Here is a 21,821-nt window from a genome sequence, read left to right on the forward strand (position 1 = left end):
GTTCCCCGGTAGGACTAACACCTGATGAAGTCGGAAAGGGTAGTAAAAAAAGAACAAATGAACATTCTGTCATAAATCCTTGAGTGGTACAGTATTTGGGGGAGGTCAATCTATTTTACATTCTTACCTCTTTGAAAGTAATTGTTTTTTAAAATTAGAAGGAGTCACCTTTTTAACACGATGAAACTGCCGGTTAAAATTAGATATTTCTCTATAGCCACATTCAAGACTTACCTGAGCGATATTTAAATTGTCTTCATATAATAGCTTGCAGGCGTGGCCGATACGTACTTCATTAAGGAAAGAATTAAACGTTTTTTTTGTTCTTACTTTAAAGTAGTGACAAAAATTGGACGAACTCATATTCAGTAAATCTGCAATTTCTTTGAGAGTTATTGTTTCTTTATAGTTATCTAAAACGTATTCATAAACTTTATTAATTTTTTTTGTGTCCTCTAAGTTTAAGATGCTGAGTTCTGAAGTAGAAAGCTCCTGAGTCTCCCTCGAGTTCGCTATAATATTTAATATGGTTAATAAGTGTATAACCCTTTCCAGACCATTCAGCATTAATAGCCCTTTGATTTTTTCAGTAATAAGTACTTTTGTTTCCCCTTTAATATCGAGCCCCTTTTTTGACCGTTCGAATAGCTGTCGAATGGGAATCATTTCAGGAATACTTAGAAAACGATCTCCTAAAAAAAATCGCGAGAAATGAATGACGGTAGATGTCGCTTCCTGTTGAGCACAAGTGTTCGTAAAGTAATTCGTATCATTTCGATATAGATGGGGTAGCCTTGGCCCCAGCAGAGCCAGGTCGCCGTCTTCAAAGGTGGAAATATGGGTTCCAATAAACCGTTTGCCTTTACTTTTGGTAATCAATACCAATTCAAACTCTTCATGAAAGTGCCAGGTGGTATCAAAATAAGGCAGCTTTATTTCCTTTACCGTGAAAGAATTTTCATCAGAAGAAAGAGTTTTGTAGATAATCGGCTTCATAATTGTGAAAGAATTTATCGTTTGTCATTGGTTAGCTTGACTACAGCTTTATGAGGAGCTGAAGTGTTCTTACCCCCTTTTATGAGCCAGTTTTAACTGGAGTTTAAGCCGCCTGTGACCTCCTCCCAATTATTGGACCACTCAAAGATTGAGGATCGGACGTTCATTTGTTCTTTTTTCACTGCCCTTTCCGACCTCATCAGGCGTCAGCCCGCCGAGTGAACTGTGTGGCCGAAACGAGCGGCCCACCGCAGTGGTTGTATTCTCGTCGCCAATGCTCGATTTTTCCTCGAGCATCTTCCAAAGATAAGAACCAATGGGCGTTCAAACACTCGTCCGCTACGGCGACCCGGCCGGAAACTTCCATTAAATGATTCAATAAAAGCGTTATCAGTCGGTTTCCCGAGCCGGGAAAAATCTAACGTCACATCATTATCGTAAGCCCATAAATCCATTACTTTTGAGATAAATTCACTCCCATTGTCCACTTGGATACGCTTAGGGGCCGTTCCATATCGAGCGCGCAGACGTTCCATTACGCCAACTACGTCTTCACCCTTTAATGACTGACCAACGAAAATTTCTACACACTGACGACTATAATTATCGACTATAGTTAAAGCCCGTATTTTCCGCCCATCGAAGAGCTGATCCGCTACGAAGTCCATACCGCTACGGCGGACCGTTCCAGCACTGGTGAATACTGGAGAGTACAGGCCGATCTAGCCTGTGAGCCGCTGATCGCTTACGTCGAGGGCGCTTACTACGCAAATTAAGGCCTTTAAGACGATACAAGCGGTATACGCGCTTATGATTGTCGCGCCAGCCCTCTCGTCTTAATAAAGTAAAAATACGCTGACAGCCATAGCGAACACGTGTTTCAGCTATCTCCCGGATACGTTTTCTCAGCACAGAATCATCTCGACGATGCGCTTTATAGAACCAAGTCGAGCGTCGAAGCAGCAGCACCGCACAGGCTCGGCGCTGCGAGATCCGATAGTCATTCATTAGGCTTTGGGCCAATCCTCGCTTTTGGATCGGTCTTAAAGCTTTTTTTTGATGACCTCCTGAAGCATCTGATTGTCCAGGCTCAGATCGGCGACCAACTGCTTTAGTTGCTGGTTCTCTTCCTCCAACTGACGAAGCCGTCGAAGTTCGGGAACGCCTAGGCCTCCGTATTTCTTTTTCCAGTTGTAGAAGGTGGCTTCACTGATGCCCATCTTGCGGCAAACCTCAGCGACGACCGTACCAGTGTCAGCTTGGCGAAGCGCAAAAACGATTTGCGCTTCGGTGAATTTGGTCTTTTTCATAAGCGATTGTTTGATTGTTTAAGGTATCAAAAATCGCCCGAACTCTCTACTTTAGCCTAGTCCAGTTTACTGGGAGGAGGTCAGAAGGACTGGCCGGTCGAGCAAAGTATGACCGGGCTGACGATGCAGTCGTAAAGGGAATTGTCACTTCGGCGATCCGATGGGACAATGCAGTTACCGAGGGCTTTTTCAAGACCCTCTAAAGCAAGTTGGTCAACCATACTCATTTTGAGACGCGGGCATCGGCACGATTAGCTACCTATGAGTATATCGAGGGTTGGTATAATCGCCAATGTAAACATTTGGCATTGGGTTACCGCACGCTCACTCAACAGGAGCCTTATTTTTACGTTTCTTCAATGGCCGCCTAAAAAATCTCCACTATACTGTTGCAAGTCCATGCTTTGACTACCTCACTGCGGTGAATAGACGCCCCATCCCAGATTACCAATAAGTCGCGCTTGCGATACTGACCACAAAGCTTGTTCAAAAACTACACTATTTATTTACTGCTAAAAGGCTGATCCTGCCCCGCCAGACACAGCCCGCCGTTGGGAGCAATCGCTGCGACCAGACGGCTCCGGCCGCCCGGTCAGATAAACCCGCCTGGCTTATTCAACAAACACTGGCGTTTAACCGTAAGGGACCAGGTGTGAGCTAGTGGTGGTAATAGATAGAAAGCAGCCTCATCGACATAGAGAATGACCGCCCCGGCGGCTTCTCAGCTTGAACTTTTTTTAAATTCAGGTAGCCGCTCCTGCCAGCATTGAGCATCCTACTGACGAGCTTTCTTCTGGGAATTTTGCCGACTCCACCCTACTTTTTTGAGCAAACTTCCAACTAGAGAGGGGTCATAGCTCACGCCAAAATACGTTTTGATGAACCTCGTTGACCCGCGGCCTGGTCCAGACAGCGCCCTGAAATCCATGGTGCTCTAGTCCTTTATTAAGTTGGTAAACCAAGTCCACAAGTTGTTGGCTCGATAGCCGAGTAAGTGCGCCTGTTCGTTTACCTTCCTGCAAAGCTATAGCACCTCGTAGACTATATTTGGTTAGGGTCCAACTCACCCAGCCTTAGGTCAAGCTGAATGCCTGAGCAATGGTGTTCTGTTTCTAACCCACTTGTTTGAGTTCTACACAGAGTTGCCGTAAGGCCTCGTAATCACTTTGCTTGTAGCAAAGTCATAAAGACAACAAGGTACAAACATTACAGAATAAATCAGGAATCAATAAATGATACACAATTCGATTCTCTTGGCAAGTATCTCCATTTTTCCTTCAATTTAGTCCCAATAATCAGTAATTATTAGGTAGACCTTGTGTCTGCAAACGACGAATTTTGTACTATATCAACAATAAAATGAATTGGTCGTGTCTTAACTGTGGACATTAAGCTTGAAAAACAGATGATTTCTCAACAACCCAATCACTGTATCAGGCCATACAATCAAGACGAAAAGTCCAAAGTTACGTCTGTTACGTCACGACTAAATGATTCATTAATTGGGCCGATTTTCGGTTTATAACCAGGCTTCCAACGCATTATTTCATTGACTGTCAAAAAAAGGCTTACGCTATTTTATGGGAATTATGTCAACTAGACCTCTTCAAAGAGCAGTTAGTTCGTATCGATGGCGAATAGTTGCCCTTTTATTTTTGGCGACAACCATTAATTATGTTGACAGAAATACATTGAGCTTTATCATGGCTAGTGATGCGTTTCGGCGGGAGTTATTAGAGCTACCTGCGCAGCACACCCTGACAAGTATTGACCATAAAGCGTTCCTTATTCAATATGGAAAAGTAGATGCCATTTTTAAATTATCCTACGCGTTTGGTTTTCTATTGATGGGTTGGTTTATTGATAAAATTGGTGTTCGCTTAGGCTATGCGGCAGCTATCTTTCTGTGGGTGATTTCGGCTATGATGCATAGCACCATTACGTCTTTCACAGGACTTTCCATTGTGCGTTTTACGCTCGGCTTTGGCGAAGCCGGTAATTATCCTTCTGCCATTAAAACAGTCGCCGAATGGTTTCCGGTTAACCAGCAAAGTAAAGCGGTAGGTATATTTAACAGTGGGGCGAATCTGGGCATTATTATTACGGCGGCCATAGTGCCCATGCTTTTGCAGACATTCGGTTGGCGTCAGGCTTTCTTAGTGACTAGTTCACTGGGTTTGCTTCTGTTTGTTTGCTGGCTGGTTGTCTACCGTAACCCCCCCGCTCATTTAGTAACAACGTCTGTTAATTCCACAATAAATTCCAATATTGTAGTTAAACCAGACATAGAACGGGTCAACTGGTTTAAACTGTTAAACTATAGGCAAACCTGGGCATTTGCGCTGGGTAAATTATGTACCGATTTGGTTTGGTTTTTTTACTTAGGCTTTCTTCCCGATTTCTTTTATAAATCGGGGAATTTCAACCTAGACCTAAAAAGTTTATCGTTGCCTTTCATCTTTATATTTTTAATGTCCGACGCTGGCAGTATTTTTTTTGGGTGGCTTTCAGCTAAGTTGATGAGTATGGGCTGGAGCCAGAATAAGGCCCGTAAATTTACTTTACTACTATGTTCATGTTGTCCAGTGCCCGTCGTTTTTGCCAGCCTCACTACGGATTTATCGGTGGCCGTATTGCTAATAGCACTTGCGGCAGCCGGTCATCAGGGGTGGAGTACAAATTTATTTTCAATCGTACTTGATCTGTTTCCGCAAAAGGCTGTTGCGTCAGTCAGTGGAATAGGCGGTATGTTTGGTGCTATAGGCGGGGTGCTATTTTCCTACAATGCTGGCAACATAGTGGCCAACTTCGGGTATGTATATCTTTTTCTTGTCCCATGTTTTGCTTATCTATTTGCCTTGATGCTCATCCAGTTACTCTCCCGGAATCTAATCCCTGTTCGACTCTAACTTTCTCTTCTAAACTAGTAAAGTCATGAGAATCAACGATATAAAAACCTTTATTGTTCACGCTGAATTACGTAATTGGGTGTTTGTTAAAGTGGAAACCAATGAAGGCATTAATGGCTGGGGAGAGGCAACACTGGAGTGGAAAACACGAGCTGTAGTCGGCATGATTGACGATCTAAAACCTTTGCTGTTGGGCAAAGATCCCCGTAACATCACTCAAATCGCCGAGATTCTTTCTAAACATAGCTTCTGGAAACTTGGCTTGATTGGGAAAACGGCTATGAGCGGCATTGACATGGCCCTTTGGGATATTCTTGGCAAGAGCCTTCAGGTACCCATCTGGCGGTTATTGGGGGGTCAGGTGAGGAATAAGATCAAGATGTACACACATCTGGGTATGGGTCAATCTGATTCCGTGTACGAATCAATGGCCGTTCAGCCGGTAATTGAAAAAGGACTTGAAGTAATCGAGAAAGGCTACAAGGCCTTAAAGGTTGTCTTTATCCCCTATATAAATTTCACCGCTTCAATTAATGAGATTCGCAACGTTGATGCTATGATGTGCGGTCTGCGTGAAGCGGTTGGCGATGAAATAGACATTATGGTTGATTTTCACGGTCGGCCAGGCTCAGCAAGTTCGGCCATTCAATTCATTCGGGCTGTCGAACCCTACAACCCTCTATTCGTTGAAGAGGCTATTCAGCCGGGTGATGCACTGGCGATGAGAGCCATCAAGGATAAAGTTCAGTGTCCGCTGGCGGCTGGCGAGCGACTAGTTTCTCTAGCTGAATTCGAGCCGTATTTTGCGAATCGGGCACTGGATATTGCGCAGCCTGATCTCTGCCATTGCGGAGGGTTTACCGAAGCCATGCACATTGCGGCCAGTGCGGCCGTAGCGGGTGCTGGCGTAGCTCCTCATAACCCGCTTGGGCCGATTGCCGGTATGGCAGCCCTACATTTTGATACTGTCATTCCCAACTTTGTGATTCAGGAGCAAATGGATGCTGTACCCTGGTTCTACGACGTAGTAAGTGGCCATCCTACCGTGCAGGATGGCTATTGTTCCCTACCCGAAGGGCCAGGTCTTGGCATTGAGATAAACGAGCAACTTTTGGCTAAGTACCCCTACCAACAGGAGCCGTTAAACGTGATCCAAGCCGCTGTTGTCAGAGATGGCACAGTTGTGCATTGGTAGTCAGTTACGCTACGTTTATGCGTAAAGCTTTTCCGTAGACTGATGTTAAGCAGCCCTAGCTAATAGGGGAGATTGACTCTCGAGACTGTCTTGCTCACGCAATGCCGATTAGGTCGTATACAGCGTAAGAAAACTATTCAAAGCAAAATGATCTGCAGACGCGGCAGAATCCTGGGGTAGTTAACACATTTGGGACGGTACGGTGTCGGGTAATAACGTAATTGACTCAGGAGTACGCACCCGCGATGGTAGCCTCCGTACCGGTATTGTTCTGGAAAAAGGTTTTAAAGATCTGCAAGTAACTAGTAACGCGGTATTCAACTGGGGCGATCAGATACCGATGGCCTCGGCATTATCGAAGATAACTCGGGCGAGAACAATATAATCGGTCAGAATAATATCGACTATTTCACGCAGATGGGTGTACAATCGAAGGGATCAGGAACCGTAGCCACTGCAAACAAAGCTGCTTAAGAGCGGGCCTACCAGGGAATGGGCAAGATAGGCTACCCGGACTTTGATACGAAGAAGATCGACCCGTTTTTAAGTAAATAAACGATGTAGCCTAAATTTTTCTTTTTTGTCATTTCAACTTAACCCTTTTAAATCCTTTTATTATGAAATCAATACTACGAAGGTCATTTTATGCCTCGCTAAGACTACTCGTTCTGGGGGCACTGTTGAGCAAGACTATACTTGTTCAGGCCCAGGACCGGCGCGTGACGGGCCGGGTATTATCCGGCAAAGACCAGCAACCGATTCCAGGTGTGAATATTTTGATCAAGAATAGCCAGACCGGAACAACGACCGATGCCAACGGGAATTTTGCACTGAACGTGTGGGATAACGCAACCTTAGTGGTCAGTGCCATTGGTTTTCAGGGACAGGAAATAGCTGTCGGAAATCAGTCGCAGGTGAACGTAACGCTCAAGGAAGGTGATCAGAACCTGAACGAAGTGGTCGTGACGGCCCTCGGTATTAAGAAAGAAGCCAAAACCCTGGGGTACGCTACGGCTACGCTGGGTGCTGAGCAGATTAGCGTGAACCGACAGCCCAATTTCATGAACGCGCTGCAAGGCAAAATGGCAGGTGTACAGATTTCTAGTCTGGGCACGGGACCTGCCGGAACGAGCAAAATCCGCATCCGGGGTCAGTCGTCGTTTTCGGGGCAAAACAGCCCGCTCATCGTTATCAACGGTGTGCCAATTGACAATACCAATTTCAGCCTGAGTACGGGCAATACCGGTTCGGATGCATCGGTCGCCAACCGCGACTTCAATAACTCCGACGGGGGCGACGGTCTGAGCAGTATTAACCCCGACGATATTGAGCAAATGACCGTGCTGAAAGGAGCAACGGCAGCTGCACTTTATGGCTCACGAGCCAAAGACGGGGTTATCATGGTCACAACCAAAACCAAAGGCACTTCGCAGGGAATCGGCGTGCAGTATAACACCAACCTTACGATTGAGCAACCGCTCGACTTTACCGATTTTCAGTACGAATACGGGCAGGGCGAAGGGGGCGTTCGGCCTACTGCTGCCAATCCAACGTCGGGCGTGTGGAGTTGGGGCGAAAAATTTGCGGGTCAATCTCAGGTACTATTTGGGGGCATAACGGTTCCCTACCAACCTGTTCGGAACCGTATCAACACCTTCTACAGGCAGGGTATGAACTGGACCAATACCGTTCAACTGTCGTCGGCGGGCGAAAAAGGCGGGTTCAATTTATCGCTCTCTAATCTGGATTCAAAAGGGATTACACCCAACAATACGTACACCCGGAGGACCATTAACCTCGGCTTTAACTACAACCTGACCAGCAAATTGAATGTAACGGGTACGATCAATTACTCGAATGAAATCAACAAGAACCCACCGCAGTTGGCTCAACAGGATTTTAGTACGCCTACTGTCGTTTATACGATGGCCAACTCCATGCCCTTCGACGTGATGGAGGCCAATAAGTACGATGCCAATGGGGATGAATTTGTTTGGTCGCGTTTCCGAAACCGGACCAATCCGTACTTCACGATGGCTCAGAAGTTCGAGAATATTGATCGCGATCGTATTTTTGGCAACATTGCGATAAAATATAACTTCACCGACTGGCTCTATGTACAGGGGCGCCTTGGGCAGGACTACTGGTCGCGGAATCAGGTTTACAACTTCCCTACGGGTGCGGCTTCACTGCCGGCAGCACCGGCTGGCTTTGTCAATGGCCGGATGGTAAGCGAATCCCGGCAGTTCCGCGAGGTGAACGCCGATTTCCTGATCGGAGCCAACCGGACGTTTGGCAAAATTGGCGTTAATGTTACCGCTGGTGGTAATCAGCTCTACCGCCGGAGCGATGTTAACAGTATACTGGCTACTAATTTTGTGGTGCGTGATTTGTATAATCCCCAGAATGCCCAACTGAAAGACCCCACGTACAACCTCAACAAACGCACGGTAAACTCGCTATACGGACAACTCGAAGTTTCCTACAACGACTATCTGTTTATCAATGCTACCACCCGTAACGACTGGTTCTCGACATTGGCACCCGGTAGCCGGAGTGTACTTTATCCCTCGGTAACGGGTAGTTTTGTGTTCTCGCAGGTGTTCAATGCCCTGCCAGGCTGGCTCAGCTTCGGTAAACTCCGGGCAGCCTACGCCGAAGTGGGCAGCGACACGGACGTTGGGCCTTACTCAAATAGTTTGTTCTATGGCGTAAACGGCAACCTGTTTCAGGGGCAACCCCTGGGCTTCATCACTTCGAATACAGTACCAAACACCACTCTAAAGCCCATGCGCGTTGCAGAAACGGAAGTGGGTATAGAGTTAAAATTCCTTAACAACCGCTTAGGTATCGACCTGGCTTACTACAACAAAATCACCAGCGATCAGATTGTGGCAGCCCAGGTTTCGGATGCTTCCAGCTATATTAACACGCTCATTAACAGTGGGGAAAGCCGCAGCAGAGGTCTCGAACTATTGCTGACTGGCTCACCCGTGAAAAGCAACAATTTTTCATGGGACGTTAGCTTCAACGCGGCTTACAACCAAACCGAGTTGCTCCGGCTCTTAGACGACGATAACGGAATTGGCGACCGCGATTACAACAAAGACGGTCTGCCAGCCAGTATCGTGACGGGTAGTGGCGTTTTTGTCGGCGAACTCCGGCAAGTGGTGGGTCAACCCCTGGGGCTGTTGTACGGCTTTCCGTTGCTGCGGAACGCCCAGGGGCAGCTTGTCCATACGGCGGGTGGTTTGCCGCAACGCTCACCCACACAAGTGTCGTTTGGGTCAGCGTTGCCAAAATGGTTCGGGGGCCTAACCAACACGTTTAATTACCGGGGCGTAGGACTCTCGTTCCTGATCGATTATAAACTGGGCAACAAGATGATCTCAGGCACCAACCGCAACCTGATTCGGCACGGGCTACACCAGATGACGCTTGTTGGCCGGGGTAGCGCCGACAACTTGATGGTAGGCGAGGGTGTGGTTATTGGTTCTGACGGAAAGGCCGCTACCTCAACAGCACCCAACACCGCGAGAGTGTCGTACCAGACCTACTACGAAACGCTGGTAGCCGGTATTGCCGAACCAACGGTCTATGATGCCGGTTTCGTTAAACTGCGGCAGGTAACACTGGGCTTTGACTTTACGAAGTTGCTACCTAAAACCCTGTTCATTAAAGGACTGCGGATCAGTGCAGTTGCCAACAACGTAGCGATGCTGAAAAAATGGGTGCCCAATATCGACCCCGAACAATTCGGTTATTCATCGGATAACATCAGCGGTCTGGAAGCAACGGGTTTGCCCACCACGCGCAGCATTGGTTTTAACCTGAATGCACGATTCTAATCCGGTTTCTGGCTTACTTAAAATCTAAGATATACATGAAAAAATTACATTTAATCTGGACTCTTCTCCTCGCGCTGGTGCTGACCAGTGGTTGCGAAAACGGCTTCGACGAGTTGAATACCAACCCTAACTCGCCAACGGCCCTGAACCCCATCTTTACGTTCAATAACGCGCTGGTCAATACCACCTTCCCGGCGGAGGTACTGATTTTTGAATCGGCCATTGTGCAGCAGGTGTTCTCACCAAACGGCACCGTGTTGGCGGGAGCCAATTTCAACCAGAATAACTTTCCCCGCAACGCAGTTATGTGGCAACGGTATTACCGCGACGTGATTCGTTACTTAGTCGATATTATCAATCAGACCAAGAGTAACCCAGCCCGCTCGAATCTGTATAATATGGCACGGATCTGGAAGGTATATGCGTATATGGTTCTGACTGATACCTACGGCGATATTCCGTACACCGAGGCTGGCCTGGGCTTTATTGGCGGCACTACCTTCCCAAAATACGACACACAGCAAGCCATTTATACTGACCTTATCAAGGAACTGAACGAAGCATCGACCGCTCTCGACGCAACCAAAGCCCGCGAAACCGGGGAGGTGATGTATAATGGAGACGTAGTAAAATGGAAACGGCTGGGATACTCCCTGTTGGTGCGGGCGGGCATGCGGCTCTCGAAAGTAAACGCTACCCTGGCCGAGACGACGGTGAAGCAAGGTTTGGCGGGTGGGGTATTTCAGAACAATGCTGATAACGCCGTCATTAAAAATGATGCCGCTGCTTTCCAGAACCCCCAGGGCGCGACGCTGAATGCCACAGAAGCCAACAACTATTACCTGACCAAAAACTTCGTCGATTACCTGAAAACCAACAACGACCCCCGCCTGGCAGCTATCGCGGCCCGGTATGTGGGGGCCAAAAGTGGCTCAGAACAAACGGCAGCCAGGATAGACCGGGACCCGGCCAAGCAGATTGGAATGCCCCTCGGTTTCGACAACAACACCATTCCTGCCCGCGCCACCGCCGACGGACTGGCCAGTTTCTACGATTATTCGCAGGTTGACCGGACACGGATGGCCAAACTGGCCTCCCCAAATTATTTTGTAACGCATGCCCAAACGCAGCTTTTGCTAGCCGAAGCCGCCCAACGGGGTTGGGTAACGGGCAGTGCGGCTACCTACTACACCGCGGGTATTACGGCGCATATGGAGCAACTGGCTGATTTTGATGCGGGTTCGACCGTGCCGGCAGCGGCCATTACCACCTACCTGGCGGCTAATCCCTACGTAGCGACGACTGGTCTGGTGCAGATCAACACGCAGTATTGGGTCGCTTCGTTTATGAATTTCCCCGAATCTTGGGCCAATTTCCGGCGGAGCGACATACCTGCTCTGGCTCCCAACCCCTACGCAGCCAAAACGATTCAGGGAAATTTTATTTTGCGCCTGACCTATCCCGACTCGGAGAACTCAGTGAACCAGGCCAACCTGAAAACGGCCGTTGGAAAGCAAGGTGCCGATACGATGGATACGCCGGTCTGGTGGGATAAATAAGCGTAATCGAGAAACGACCCATTGATACAGGAACCAAGGCGTTGGGAGTTTCTGACTTCGATTTGGACAATAAAGCCAGGGTGAAAGGTCGCAAAATTGACATGGGCGCTTACGAATTCCAATAAAGTGATAGTTAACTTAAAATAAATATTGATTATCAAACCAGCATTAAATACAAGTTTGTCTGAACAAACTTTTCAAAACAATAAATTAATGAAAAAATCATTGCTATTTATTTTCGTGCAACTTGCCATACTGCCGAGTTTATTTGCGCAGCCGTTTGCTAAATGGACAAAAACGGAATTGAAATTAAACAACGGAGTAGTAGAAAGAACAATTAAACTTCCTGAAAAGAAGGGCAGTTTTACTACTACATCATATAAACCAGTTCAAGGTGATTTCAAATACCTTCTGGCCGAGAATACCGATTTTCAGTTTGAAATAAATAATAAAATTTATTCAGGTAAAGGAAACTGGGAGTTTAAAAGTGTAGAGAAACATTCCGATTCAAAATCAGGTGATGGAGCAACCGTAACGCTTGTAAGCGAAGACAAAAAAATAGAGGTTAGCGTGCAATTTTTGCTATACCCTAATTTGCCGGTTATTCGTAAAAATTTAGTGGTTAAAAACTTGATTGCTCAAGCTGTAAAATTAGAATCGGTAGATATTGAAAAATTTGAAGTGGTGTTTTTCTATGCCTCTACTTATAGCTGGGTTTGCCATGATTATGGCCGCAGACGCTCGGTGGGACCTTATGATGGCAATATGCAGGATGCCTTGCTCACCGTTCACAACAGCGATTGGCAACAGGGCATAGTGATTGGTAATGAGGCATCGGGAGTAATGAAACATACTTCTGTATTCTGGAACGATCTCAATATTTGTACAGGTCTTACTCACAAAGATGCCCGTTTCCCTTTTAGAAAATATATCGCAAAAGGAGAAAGCTTTACAACGCCACAGGTATTTACAATAGTTTACAACAATCTTAAAGACCCTGATGAAATGCTTAATACAGCTGTTCCTGATTTTGTTCGTAAGCACATGGGTATTCGCCTGTCGGAGCTGAAAGAAAAACCAACTTTTGTGTATAATACATGGCTTCCTTATAAACAAGATATCAATGAAAAACGGGTAATGGAACTGGCAAAGGCTGCTGCTGCTGCCGGTATGAAAGAGTTTATAGTTGATGAAGGCTGGCAGGATAAGTATGGCGACTTGGGTGTTGACAAGAAGAAATTTCCGAATGGTTTGAAGCCCGTGTTTGATTATATCAAATCATTGGGAATGAAACCCGGCTTATGGCTTAGTGTTGGTAGTGCCTCGCCGGATAGCAAAGTATATCAGAGCCATCCTGAATGGTTTGTAAAAAGTAAAGATGGAAAACCTTTTTCGATTGTTATTGATTGGGATAAGTCGGGCCAAGATAATAAATATACTGCTTGTTTAGGCACGGGTTGGTCTGATTATATCAAAAAAGTATGTACCCGATTAATTGAAGAACATGGTTTGGAATATTTTAAGCTTGATTTTTCAGTAGTTTCAAGCCCTTACCGACAGGACCCTGCCGAATCGGGATGCTATGCTACCGGGCATTCCGGCCACAAAGACCACTCCGAATCGCTGTTTACCAACTACGAGTTTATGTGGAAACTTTTTGATGAATTGCACAGAATTAAACCCGACCTCTTTATTGACTGTACGTATGAAACCATGGGAGGTGTACAATTAATTGACTATGCCATGCTAAAACATGCCGATGGAAATTGGTTGTCGAATTTCTACGGTTCGGATGAAAAAATTGACCTTCGAATCAGGAATATGGCATGGTGGCGTTCACCTGCTGTTCCAGCCACCGCATTGGTTATTGGCAACCCAGAAATGCAGAATGCTGGATGGGAAATGCACTTAAAATCTCTGGCGGGAGCATTACCCATTATGTTGGGAGACTCAAGAAAGCTATCGGAAGTCGATTTGAAAAAATATAGAGGCTATGCCGATTGGTTACAAAAAATGGCAAATAAGCATGATATTATGAGTTATCGGCAAGATTTGCCCGGTTTTGGTGAGCCGATGGAGGGCATGTGGGACGGCTTTCAACGCATCAATACCGAAACAAAATTAGGTGGTATAATCGGTGTATTTCGTCATGGAGCCACAGAATCAAAAAGGCTGGTTATCATTAATTATCTCGATACTAATAAAATGTACAGTATAAAAGAACTGGATGGAACAACTATAACTACCCAAAAAGGAGCTGAATTACAAGCAAAAGGATTTGAAGTTGTGATTGATAAATTATATGATGGAAAGCTTTTTGAAATCAGTAGCGAATCAAATTAGTAAATAGGAAATAGCACTTAGGTCGCACTTATGAATGGCTTAGTTGCATGGCTTTTGAGAGGCCAGTTTTGACCCAAAATCACCTCAAGAATCCCCTATTCAGAACCCTACAAGTAAACCATGTGCAATACTTTGAGTCCTTAAAAGTAGATCTGCGACTCGGCCTACCCGGCATTCTTATCGCTTAGGAGCCATGCAACAAAGCCCTAATGAATTGGAAGATATAAATTAGGTTGATGGATACCTTAGACAAATTCAAAACTGTGAACTCAATTAGTATTCGGGTAGTGGCTTAACTGTGTTGATATAGGTATCTTTGTGGATGGTCTTAGAAGCAGTCTCCTGTAAGCATTGTGGGCAAACCCAACACGTCAAACGCTGTGGCACTACCCGCGCTGGTACCCAACGCTACCGATGCTATGACTGCGGTCGAACTTTTGTCCAAACCTACACCCATAAGGCCCGGGACCCCTTGGTCAAAGAGCAGATCACTCAGATGGTCCTCAATGGAGCAGGCGTACGGGATACCGCCCGTATCTTAGGTGTAAATCGCAACACCGTCAGCGCTCAGTTTAATAAAAAAATAGTGAAGTCGTTCATGTTAACCCCTTGTACGTCGATAGAGGCTTGAAAATGAGTCTCAAAGTCGACGAGATGTGGTCGTATGTGGGCAAGAAAAAACAACCTCGTTGGCTGTGGTGGGTGGAGGATGCCGTGACAGGCGAGATCATTGCCTTTGTTTTTGGCCGCCGTACCCACCAAACATTTAGTCACTTACTACAGCTGTTGGAGAAGGCCAAAATTGAGGTAATCAGGTGGATAACGGACTCCTGGTGGGCCTATTTCGATTGCTTAGATCAACGCTTGCGCTTAATTCGAAAAGCATCTTTACAGGGTCTTGAACGTAAGCATTTAACCCTTCGCACGCGCTTAAAACGATTAACCCGCCGAACCATTTGCTATTCGAAATCAATCTTGGTTCACGACACAGCAATTAGTCTGTTTATCAATCAATTTTTCTTTGCCGATCAACGCAATTAGGCCACTACCAAAGAGTTCATGTGTTTGGAAGCTGGGTTTATAGCGAATCGAGGCTGGTCTTTTTCAGGGTTGGAACAAGTACATGAATGCCGGTCAGCGCGAGTATATAAGCACTACCGCACACCACAAACAGAATATTGTACCCGGTGGAAATGGCGTCCAGTGCTTTGTAGGTGTCCAGTAAAGAACCGACCAGTATTGGGAACAATAAACCACCCAGTGAGCCTGCCATACCGCCAATGCCCACAACCGAACTAACCGCTTTTTTGGGAAACAGATCGGATACTAAGGTAAACAGATTAGCACTCCACGCCTGATGAGCGGCTACAGCCAGACTGAGTAAAGCAATGACGGTCCACAGGCTGGTGGCGAACTGGATCGCCATAATGGGGACAATACAGAGCGCAAACACCAGCATGGCTATCTTTCTCGACCAGTTCGCCGACCACCCTCTCCGCAGAAAATGCCCGGACAGATAGCCCCCACCCACACTGCCAATGGTGGCCGAGGAATAAATGACAATGAGCGGTAAACTGGGCTTCGTCAGGTTTACCTGAAACGTTGAGGACAGAAACGAAGGTAGCCAGAACAGGAAAAACCACCACACCGGGTCGGTTAGCAACTTCCCTACGATAAACGCCCAGGTCTGCCGACGCTTCAGCAAATCGGCCCACCGGATGCGCGACTCGCTGTCAGGTGCAGGTACATCGCCGATGTAAGCCAGCTCCTGAGCGGATACTTTTTTGTGATGGGTCGGACTTTCATACTGTGTCCACCAGAAAAAAAGCCAGATAAATCCCACCGCCCCAGTAACTAAAAAAGCTGATTGCCAACCGTACTGCCCTAAAAGCCAGGGCACCAGCAACGGGGCAACCACCGCGCCGATGTTGGTGCCGGAGTTAAAAATACCCGTCGCTAATGCGCGCTCTTTCTGGGGAAACCATTCGGTAACTGTTTTGATGGCCGCGGGGAAGTTGCCACCTTCACCCAGCCCCAGCAGGGCCCGGAAAACGCCAAAACCAACCGTACTGCTTGCCACGGCGTGCAGCATAGCCGCCCCGCTCCAGACGAAGACTGAGAGGCTATAGCCAATTTTTGATCCAATCCGGTCGATTCCCCATCCGAAGGCGACGAAACTCAGGGCATAGGCCCCCTGAAAAGCCATGACAATGTGACTATAGTCCGTTTCGGTCCAGTCAAAAACGCGTTCGAGGGTTGGTATGAGCAAACTGATTACCTGCCGATCTAAATAGTTAATCGTAGTCGCCACAAAGAGTAAGGCCGTGATCTGCCAGCGGTAACTGGTCATGCGTATTGACATGAAAACGTGGGTTCAGTTCGGTGTTGAGCCGGGCGATTATCTACTCAGTAAGGCAGTCGTCTTCCTGTCTGACTGCTTTGTTTGGCCAGGGCAATCACTCTGGCAATCTGCCGAATCTCATCCGGTTTTATGACCGGCTCCGCCCGGTTGACAATGGAATCATAGAGACCGGTGTAAAATGCTATGTAATTGCCCGGTACGCTTTCGATCCGTTCCAACACGCCTTCATGGGTGAGCAGGCCCCATTGTGCCTGGGGTTCAATACCCCAATCGGGCGTATTGGGCAACCGATTTTGGCGAAGCAGCGGCTCCAGGGTATCCAGTCCCTCTTTGCGGAAAGAACCCGCCCTGCCGTGTAGTACAAAGCGAAGCTCGTTTTGGTGAACCAGCAGGCTCGATTTTAACGTAACCTGGGTGTCGGAGTAATTCAACCGAATCGTAAAGCAGTCCTCCACTTGGCTATTGGGGCGAATGATGCGAATATCGGCCTAAACGCTTTCGGGAGGGCCAAACAAGTGCAGGGCCTGATCAATTAGGTGCGGACCCAGGTTGAATAAACTGCCGCGCCCCTCACCCGAGCGCTCCTTCCAGGATTGGTGATCACTAACCGGCATGAATCGATCATAGCGGGCTTCGTACTCAAGAACGTTCCCCAGCCTGCCATCGGACAATAATCGTTTGATGGTCAGAAAGTCGGCATCCCACCGCCGATTCTGAAATGCCACCGCCACCAGACCCCGTTTATCGGCCAGCTCAAGCAACTGATCTGTTTCCGACTCCGTGAGCGCGAACGGCTTTTCGACTACTACGTGCTTGTCATGTTTCAAAGCTGCCTGGGCATACTGAAAATGGGTTTCGTTGGGGGAGCAGATAAACACCAACTGGATGGCATCGTCTGCCAATACGTCATCGACGGAGGTGACCGTTTTAATAGTGGGGTCGAACGCAGCTACATCGGCAGGTCGGCTGCTGACGACTTTTTTTACTCGAAAACCGGGATAAACCGAAAGAAACGGAGCGTGGAAGTAGCGCCCTGACAAACCAAAGCCAATCAACCCGACATCGATCTCGTTATTTGACATAGTGACTAAATGAAAATCAGTAAGCTATAGCGCCAGTATGTAGGCACCAGGGATAAAACGTAAAATGAGCATCAACTTTTGAGTTTATTGAGCGTATAACAAATCAGGTTATTGGTCAGGGTATCACCGGAAGCGGCTTTCAGGCTGCTTAACTTTAATTCATAAATATAACCCGGCTTCAACGACGCCAACTCTATTGATACCCTCCTGGCATCAGTTGAGACAGTCAGCTTAGTGACAGCAACTGTCTGGACATCAAACTGATCCGAGCCATACGCTTTATGATACTCGTAATAATAGCGTCGACATGTGTAGTTTGTGAGCGTTACTACCGATTTAGCATCAACGGGCTGCGTAAAGATCAACTCAAAGCCCGTTGATGTTAAATTCATGCTATGTATATCAAAGGGTTGTTTTCCCGTGTAGGCTATCCGCTGAATTCCTTTATCACCGGCCCAGCCATGATCCGTTTGGCCCACCCATAAACTGCCATCGGGAGCAAACGCTAGCCGGTTATTGCCTTTTCGTAAGCCCCTGCCATCTATAAAGGGGATGCAGGCTCCCTGAAGTTCTCCCCCTACTTCTTCCAGCATCACCCGTACGATCCGCCCCTGGTTCATCTCACCGATAAACAGTTGACCAGCAAACGGCCCAAACTTACCATTTGTCTTATCGCATAGCGGTTGGGTAAGTGAATTAGCCATAATGTTATGCGGGAACAGCACACAGGCTTGTGTTCGCATGCTGTCTAACTCCCGCACGGGTATCGTAAACGGGTCGCCCCGGTTCCAGTTCTTTTCCCATACCAAGCTGGCAGGATGCCCATAAAACCGGTTTTCCTTAACATGATATAGTGGGGTTGTACCTACCCAATCACCCTGGTTATCGGTCGCAAACAAGTTTCCGTTTAGGTCGAATCCCAGTCCGTTGGGCGACCGAAAGCCGCTGGCATAGGGCACTAACTGACCGCCTGGCGTTAACTTCAAAATCCAGCCCCGGTAAGCCACTGGGGAAAACATTTGCTCAGCATAGGCCAGGCCGAGGCTGTCCTTTCTGCCCCTTACCTCCTTCTTGATGGTTCCTCTATAGGAGGCTGTATTGAGTGCCAGGAATAAATTGCCCTGTTCATCTTTCAGGGGGCCATAGTTATATTCATGATAATTACCCGAGATGCCAAAATCATCCGTAGCGGTTTCGTAAAGATCCGCCTGACCATCGCCATCTGTATCTTTTATACGGGTTAGCTCAGGCCGTTGCATGACCAAAAATTCAGAATTACTGACAACACAGATGCCAAGGGGTTCCTGCAATCCTTCCGCAAATAATTTCCATACTTTAGTTTTAGGATCATAAATCATTACTTCTCCCCGCAGAAAACAAGCCACAAGCCGCCCGTCAGGCAAAAAGTCGATAGCCCCGGTTTCGCTGCTCAGTCCAGTAGGCATGGCAATCGATTCGACCACGTAAGCTTCTTTAGAGGTTCTATTATCCAATTGGGGAGCATAACTGAATAGACCGAACAGACCCGTAAGCAAGCCACTTATGAGCAGAAATTTCATACCTGTAAATTGTTTTGTTGGCTAAAACGAGCGTATTGACGAATTCTTATTGGCTTCGTTTTTTCGTCATGATAACAGAGAACTGGCCACCTTGCGGAAAGAGTAATTTTATGTTATCGGTTATCGGTTCACCGGTTGAGGTGGCATAATCGACCCCATCGTCTGGCGTAAACGTAAACCAGATAGGCTTGTCTGTATTGGACAACCGAAAGGTTCGGATTAGACCTGTGCCATCTTCTTTCGGCAACAAGAGTTCAAACACGTCAACGTCATTCACGGAATAATGAAATTCAGGAAACCGGTTTAGTAAGCGATAGCCTTTAAATTTTACCACCAGCCTGCGTTCGTCTTCACCGATACGGAGCGGAAATGGTGTTTTGTCCCGGTAAAAAATGGAACCTAAAATTTTGACGTTGGCATCCCGATGGCCTTTCCAGAAATCGGTATTATCTAGGAACTCGCCCTGCCAGGCATACCGTAAGCGACAGCTACCTGCATCCCAGCAATACGATAGCTGATGGGGCAGGTGAACGGCAATGGCAGCGGATCCTGCATCCTCAATAAAAACCCGATACAGATAGGGAGCCACGAGTTTGTAGGGATGGACTAGCTTAGTCGCGGCACTAACAACAGTACTATGGTCATGAGGGCCGGCCGCAGAAGGGTCGCTGATTTTAAGGACCGTTTCTTTCGTTTCCTGTGTACGGCGACCGGCCGGTATGGTAAGATCTTTCTGGATGGGCGGCATGGCTCCAGTGGTGACATACATAGCCCCATACATCACAAATCCATGACCAGGATAGGTGCATACGTAAGGGTATATACCCGGTTTTCTGGGGGCGGTAAAGGTAATGGACTTTGTTTCACCTGGATTAAGTACGGCAATGGACCATAAAACCCCCTTTGACTTAGGCACAAAATTCAGGGCCGGTCCCTGATCGCCTAATTTCAGTGATGCATTGACCACCTGCTGCCGCAAACCAGGTAAGGTAATGACTAGGTTATGGCTCATGTCGTCTGTATTGGTCAGGGTCAACGTGACAACGGCCTCAGGTTTGACTGCAAATCGCACCAAATCGTACTGTAATCCAGAAATGGCACTGATGGATATGGCCGTGACCTCTACCGGCTTAGGTTTAGAACCAGCTATCAGGTTACCACATACCAGGTAGGCCAATCCTGTTAATAAGCAAAAATGCGCTTGTTTATGTAGCATTTCGTTGAGTATTCAAGGCTTTTTTAACATAGCCTGATAATGCGCTGAAGGGTCAAATATCCCAGCACTCTGCGCGTAGAAATCGGGACCCAGGGTAAATACACCCCCCTTTATTAGCGTCCAGGAAGCATCCTTATGCGGGTTATAATTAACCATCTGCTGCCAGTTTCGATAATTCAGATTACCATTGGTTTCCATGATGCCCATGCCTAACCCTGGAAACGGTGCCAGACGGGCAGCCAGATTCTTATGCCAGTCAATCAGGATGGGGTTCGCCGTCAGGTCGGCGCACAAACAGGGAATATTGCGCTCGTAGGCCAGGGTGGCTATTTTTATGGATAAACTCAGCGTTTTCGCAATGCCTTTCAGGGCCACTGCGCCGTATCCCTGTTCCAGCCGACGTAACGCGCTGGCTTCATCGTGCGCACTTTCGTCGGCGGCAATGCGTATACCCACATCGGCTACGTTCTCCTCATTGGTCTCCGTCAAGGGCTCTTCTATAAACAAAATCTGGTCAAATGCGCCTATCTTTTTCGCATGCTCTAACAGGCGCAACAGTGTCTCTTTTTTCTCATACCGGCCATTGGCATCGAGGGTATATACAATCTTCCCGTTTTTCGTTTGTGATGTACGGTCGTCCTTAATCGCCTGATGCACTTCCGTCAGGCGGGCCATATCCTTTTGTAGCATTTCCTGCTGCGTGCCCGATTGACCGATCTTGATCTTAATTACAAAGTAGCCCTGTTGTACCGCCTTTTTCAATTCCGACATTGGCAAGTTGTAGGAGGCCAGGTAAATAATAGCTACTTTATTGTTGTGATGCGATAATGCTTTTTTATAAGGGTCAGGGATCATCGCGTCGAAATTTGTCAACTTATTTTCTGCGGCATACAGCAACCAGGCGGCATTGTCCACTCCAATGAGGGCATTTAACGCAAATATCTTATTGAGCTCCCGCTTCCCTGTCAGTTTCTGTCCTTCTGCATACACTTGGGGTAATATGGAGTCAATTAGGTCAACGGTGGTAGTGAAGGGCGTTTGTCTGGTTATCTCGAGGGCCCGGTTAGTCAGGCTAAACATAAGCGCGTTGCCACAGGCTTCTGAATGGGCTGAAAATACATCGGCATCGGCATACAACACGTTTTGGGTGCATATGCCAATTTTACTAATGCCGGATTCAGATTCCAGCCGTGAGGCCGACTGCCACATTTCGGTCATATAGTCCCCCTTAAAGCCAAAGGGCCTAATGAGTGTTTCCCGCTCAAAATTAGAATCAACGGTTCTTACCGTAATCTTTTTCAACGTATCGGTGCTGGTTGATGCTGTTTGAGAAAACGATGTCGGCAAGATTGAAAAACCACTTATACCCATTCCGGCTTTTTTAATAAACTCTCTTCTTGACACCGTAGTGGTTTGTTTAATATGAGTCATTCCAGTCTGTT

General features: G+C 47.1%; 13 protein-coding genes and 2 pseudogenes. 8 read left to right on the plus strand and 7 right to left on the minus strand.

The features are described from left to right. Positions 1–123: 123 nt before the first annotated feature. Positions 124–996, minus strand: coding sequence for an AraC family transcriptional regulator (locus tag ACYVI1_RS20730; RefSeq protein ID WP_460912698.1), 873 nt, complete (start codon positions 994–996; stop codon positions 124–126). A 141-nt stretch (positions 997–1,137) separates the two neighbouring features. Further along, positions 1,138–2,306: pseudogene (locus ACYVI1_RS20735) on the minus strand (IS3 family transposase). Positions 2,307–3,961: 1,655 nt separating this feature from the next. Here ACYVI1_RS20735 and ACYVI1_RS20740 point away from each other — a divergent pair. The 8 genes from ACYVI1_RS20740 (at position 3,962) to ACYVI1_RS20775 (ending at position 15,201) form a co-directional block, all read left to right on the plus strand. Beyond that, positions 3,962–5,215: an MFS transporter gene (locus ACYVI1_RS20740; protein ID WP_460912699.1), complete on the plus strand. Its 1,254-nt coding sequence runs from the start codon at positions 3,962–3,964 to the stop codon at positions 5,213–5,215. A gap of 25 nt (positions 5,216–5,240) precedes the next feature. Continuing rightward, on the plus strand, positions 5,241–6,410 hold the full coding sequence (gene dgoD, locus ACYVI1_RS20745) for a galactonate dehydratase (protein ID WP_460912700.1): 1,170 nt from the start codon (positions 5,241–5,243) through the stop codon (positions 6,408–6,410). A 617-nt stretch (positions 6,411–7,027) separates the two neighbouring features. Next, entirely contained in the window at positions 7,028–10,258 is a 3,231-nt protein-coding gene (locus ACYVI1_RS20750; protein ID WP_460912702.1) for a SusC/RagA family TonB-linked outer membrane protein, read from the plus strand. 35 nt (positions 10,259–10,293) lie between these two features. Beyond that, on the plus strand, positions 10,294–11,817 hold the full coding sequence (locus ACYVI1_RS20755) for a SusD/RagB family nutrient-binding outer membrane lipoprotein (RefSeq protein ID WP_460912703.1): 1,524 nt from the start codon (positions 10,294–10,296) through the stop codon (positions 11,815–11,817). A gap of 20 nt (positions 11,818–11,837) precedes the next feature. Continuing rightward, on the plus strand, positions 11,838–11,942 hold the full coding sequence (locus ACYVI1_RS20760) for a choice-of-anchor Q domain-containing protein (RefSeq protein ID WP_460912730.1): 105 nt from the start codon (positions 11,838–11,840) through the stop codon (positions 11,940–11,942). 25 nt (positions 11,943–11,967) lie between these two features. After that, positions 11,968–14,160 (plus strand): glycoside hydrolase family 36 protein, encoded by a 2,193-nt coding sequence (locus tag ACYVI1_RS20765; protein ID WP_460912704.1) that lies wholly within the window; start codon positions 11,968–11,970, stop codon positions 14,158–14,160. 322 nt (positions 14,161–14,482) lie between these two features. Then, the gene (locus ACYVI1_RS20770; protein WP_460912705.1) at positions 14,483–14,791 is read left to right on the plus strand and encodes an IS1-like element transposase; all 309 of its coding nucleotides are present in this window, start codon (positions 14,483–14,485) and stop codon (positions 14,789–14,791) included. A gap of 2 nt (positions 14,792–14,793) precedes the next feature. Further along, positions 14,794–15,201 (plus strand): IS1 family transposase, encoded by a 408-nt coding sequence (locus ACYVI1_RS20775; RefSeq protein WP_460912706.1) that lies wholly within the window; start codon positions 14,794–14,796, stop codon positions 15,199–15,201. A gap of 37 nt (positions 15,202–15,238) precedes the next feature. Here ACYVI1_RS20775 and ACYVI1_RS20780 read toward each other — a convergent pair whose 3' ends face one another. The 5 genes and pseudogenes from ACYVI1_RS20780 to ACYVI1_RS20800 all read right to left on the minus strand — a co-directional run bounded on the left by ACYVI1_RS20780 (position 15,239) and on the right by ACYVI1_RS20800 (position 21,681). Beyond that, positions 15,239–16,522, minus strand: coding sequence for an MFS transporter (locus ACYVI1_RS20780; RefSeq protein ID WP_460912707.1), 1,284 nt, complete (start codon positions 16,520–16,522; stop codon positions 15,239–15,241). Between the two features lie 44 nt (positions 16,523–16,566). After that, positions 16,567–17,604, minus strand: a pseudogene (locus tag ACYVI1_RS20785) (Gfo/Idh/MocA family oxidoreductase). A 71-nt stretch (positions 17,605–17,675) separates the two neighbouring features. Next, entirely contained in the window at positions 17,676–19,163 is a 1,488-nt protein-coding gene (locus ACYVI1_RS20790; protein ID WP_460912708.1) for a DUF7133 domain-containing protein, read from the minus strand. 46 nt (positions 19,164–19,209) lie between these two features. Next, positions 19,210–20,379 carry a plastocyanin/azurin family copper-binding protein gene (locus ACYVI1_RS20795; RefSeq protein WP_460912709.1) on the minus strand — a complete coding sequence of 390 codons (1,170 nt, stop codon included), beginning with the start codon at positions 20,377–20,379 and terminating at the stop codon, positions 19,210–19,212. A 12-nt stretch (positions 20,380–20,391) separates the two neighbouring features. Further along, entirely contained in the window at positions 20,392–21,681 is a 1,290-nt protein-coding gene (locus tag ACYVI1_RS20800) for an enolase C-terminal domain-like protein (RefSeq protein WP_460912710.1), read from the minus strand. Positions 21,682–21,821: the final 140 nt, after the last annotated feature.

It is taken from the genome of Spirosoma areae, from assembly GCF_054781775.1.

What these genes read in the sequence shown, in the direction of transcription:
- ACYVI1_RS20750 (WP_460912702.1), top strand. Translation starts at nt 7,028, where the DNA reads ATGAAATCAATACTACGAAGGTCATTTTATGCCTCGCTAAGACTACTC.
- ACYVI1_RS20730 (WP_460912698.1), bottom strand. Translation starts at nt 996, where the DNA reads ATGAAGCCGATTATCTACAAAACTCTTTCTTCTGATGAAAATTCTTTC.
- ACYVI1_RS20780 (WP_460912707.1), bottom strand. Translation starts at nt 16,522, where the DNA reads ATGTCAATACGCATGACCAGTTACCGCTGGCAGATCACGGCCTTACTC.
- ACYVI1_RS20755 (WP_460912703.1), top strand. Translation starts at nt 10,294, where the DNA reads ATGAAAAAATTACATTTAATCTGGACTCTTCTCCTCGCGCTGGTGCTG.
- ACYVI1_RS20790 (WP_460912708.1), bottom strand. Translation starts at nt 19,163, where the DNA reads ATGAAATTTCTGCTCATAAGTGGCTTGCTTACGGGTCTGTTCGGTCTA.
- ACYVI1_RS20795 (WP_460912709.1), bottom strand. Translation starts at nt 20,379, where the DNA reads ATGCTACATAAACAAGCGCATTTTTGCTTATTAACAGGATTGGCCTAC.
- ACYVI1_RS20770 (WP_460912705.1), top strand. Translation starts at nt 14,483, where the DNA reads ATGGTCTTAGAAGCAGTCTCCTGTAAGCATTGTGGGCAAACCCAACAC.
- ACYVI1_RS20775 (WP_460912706.1), top strand. Translation starts at nt 14,794, where the DNA reads ATGAGTCTCAAAGTCGACGAGATGTGGTCGTATGTGGGCAAGAAAAAA.
- dgoD (WP_460912700.1), top strand. Translation starts at nt 5,241, where the DNA reads ATGAGAATCAACGATATAAAAACCTTTATTGTTCACGCTGAATTACGT.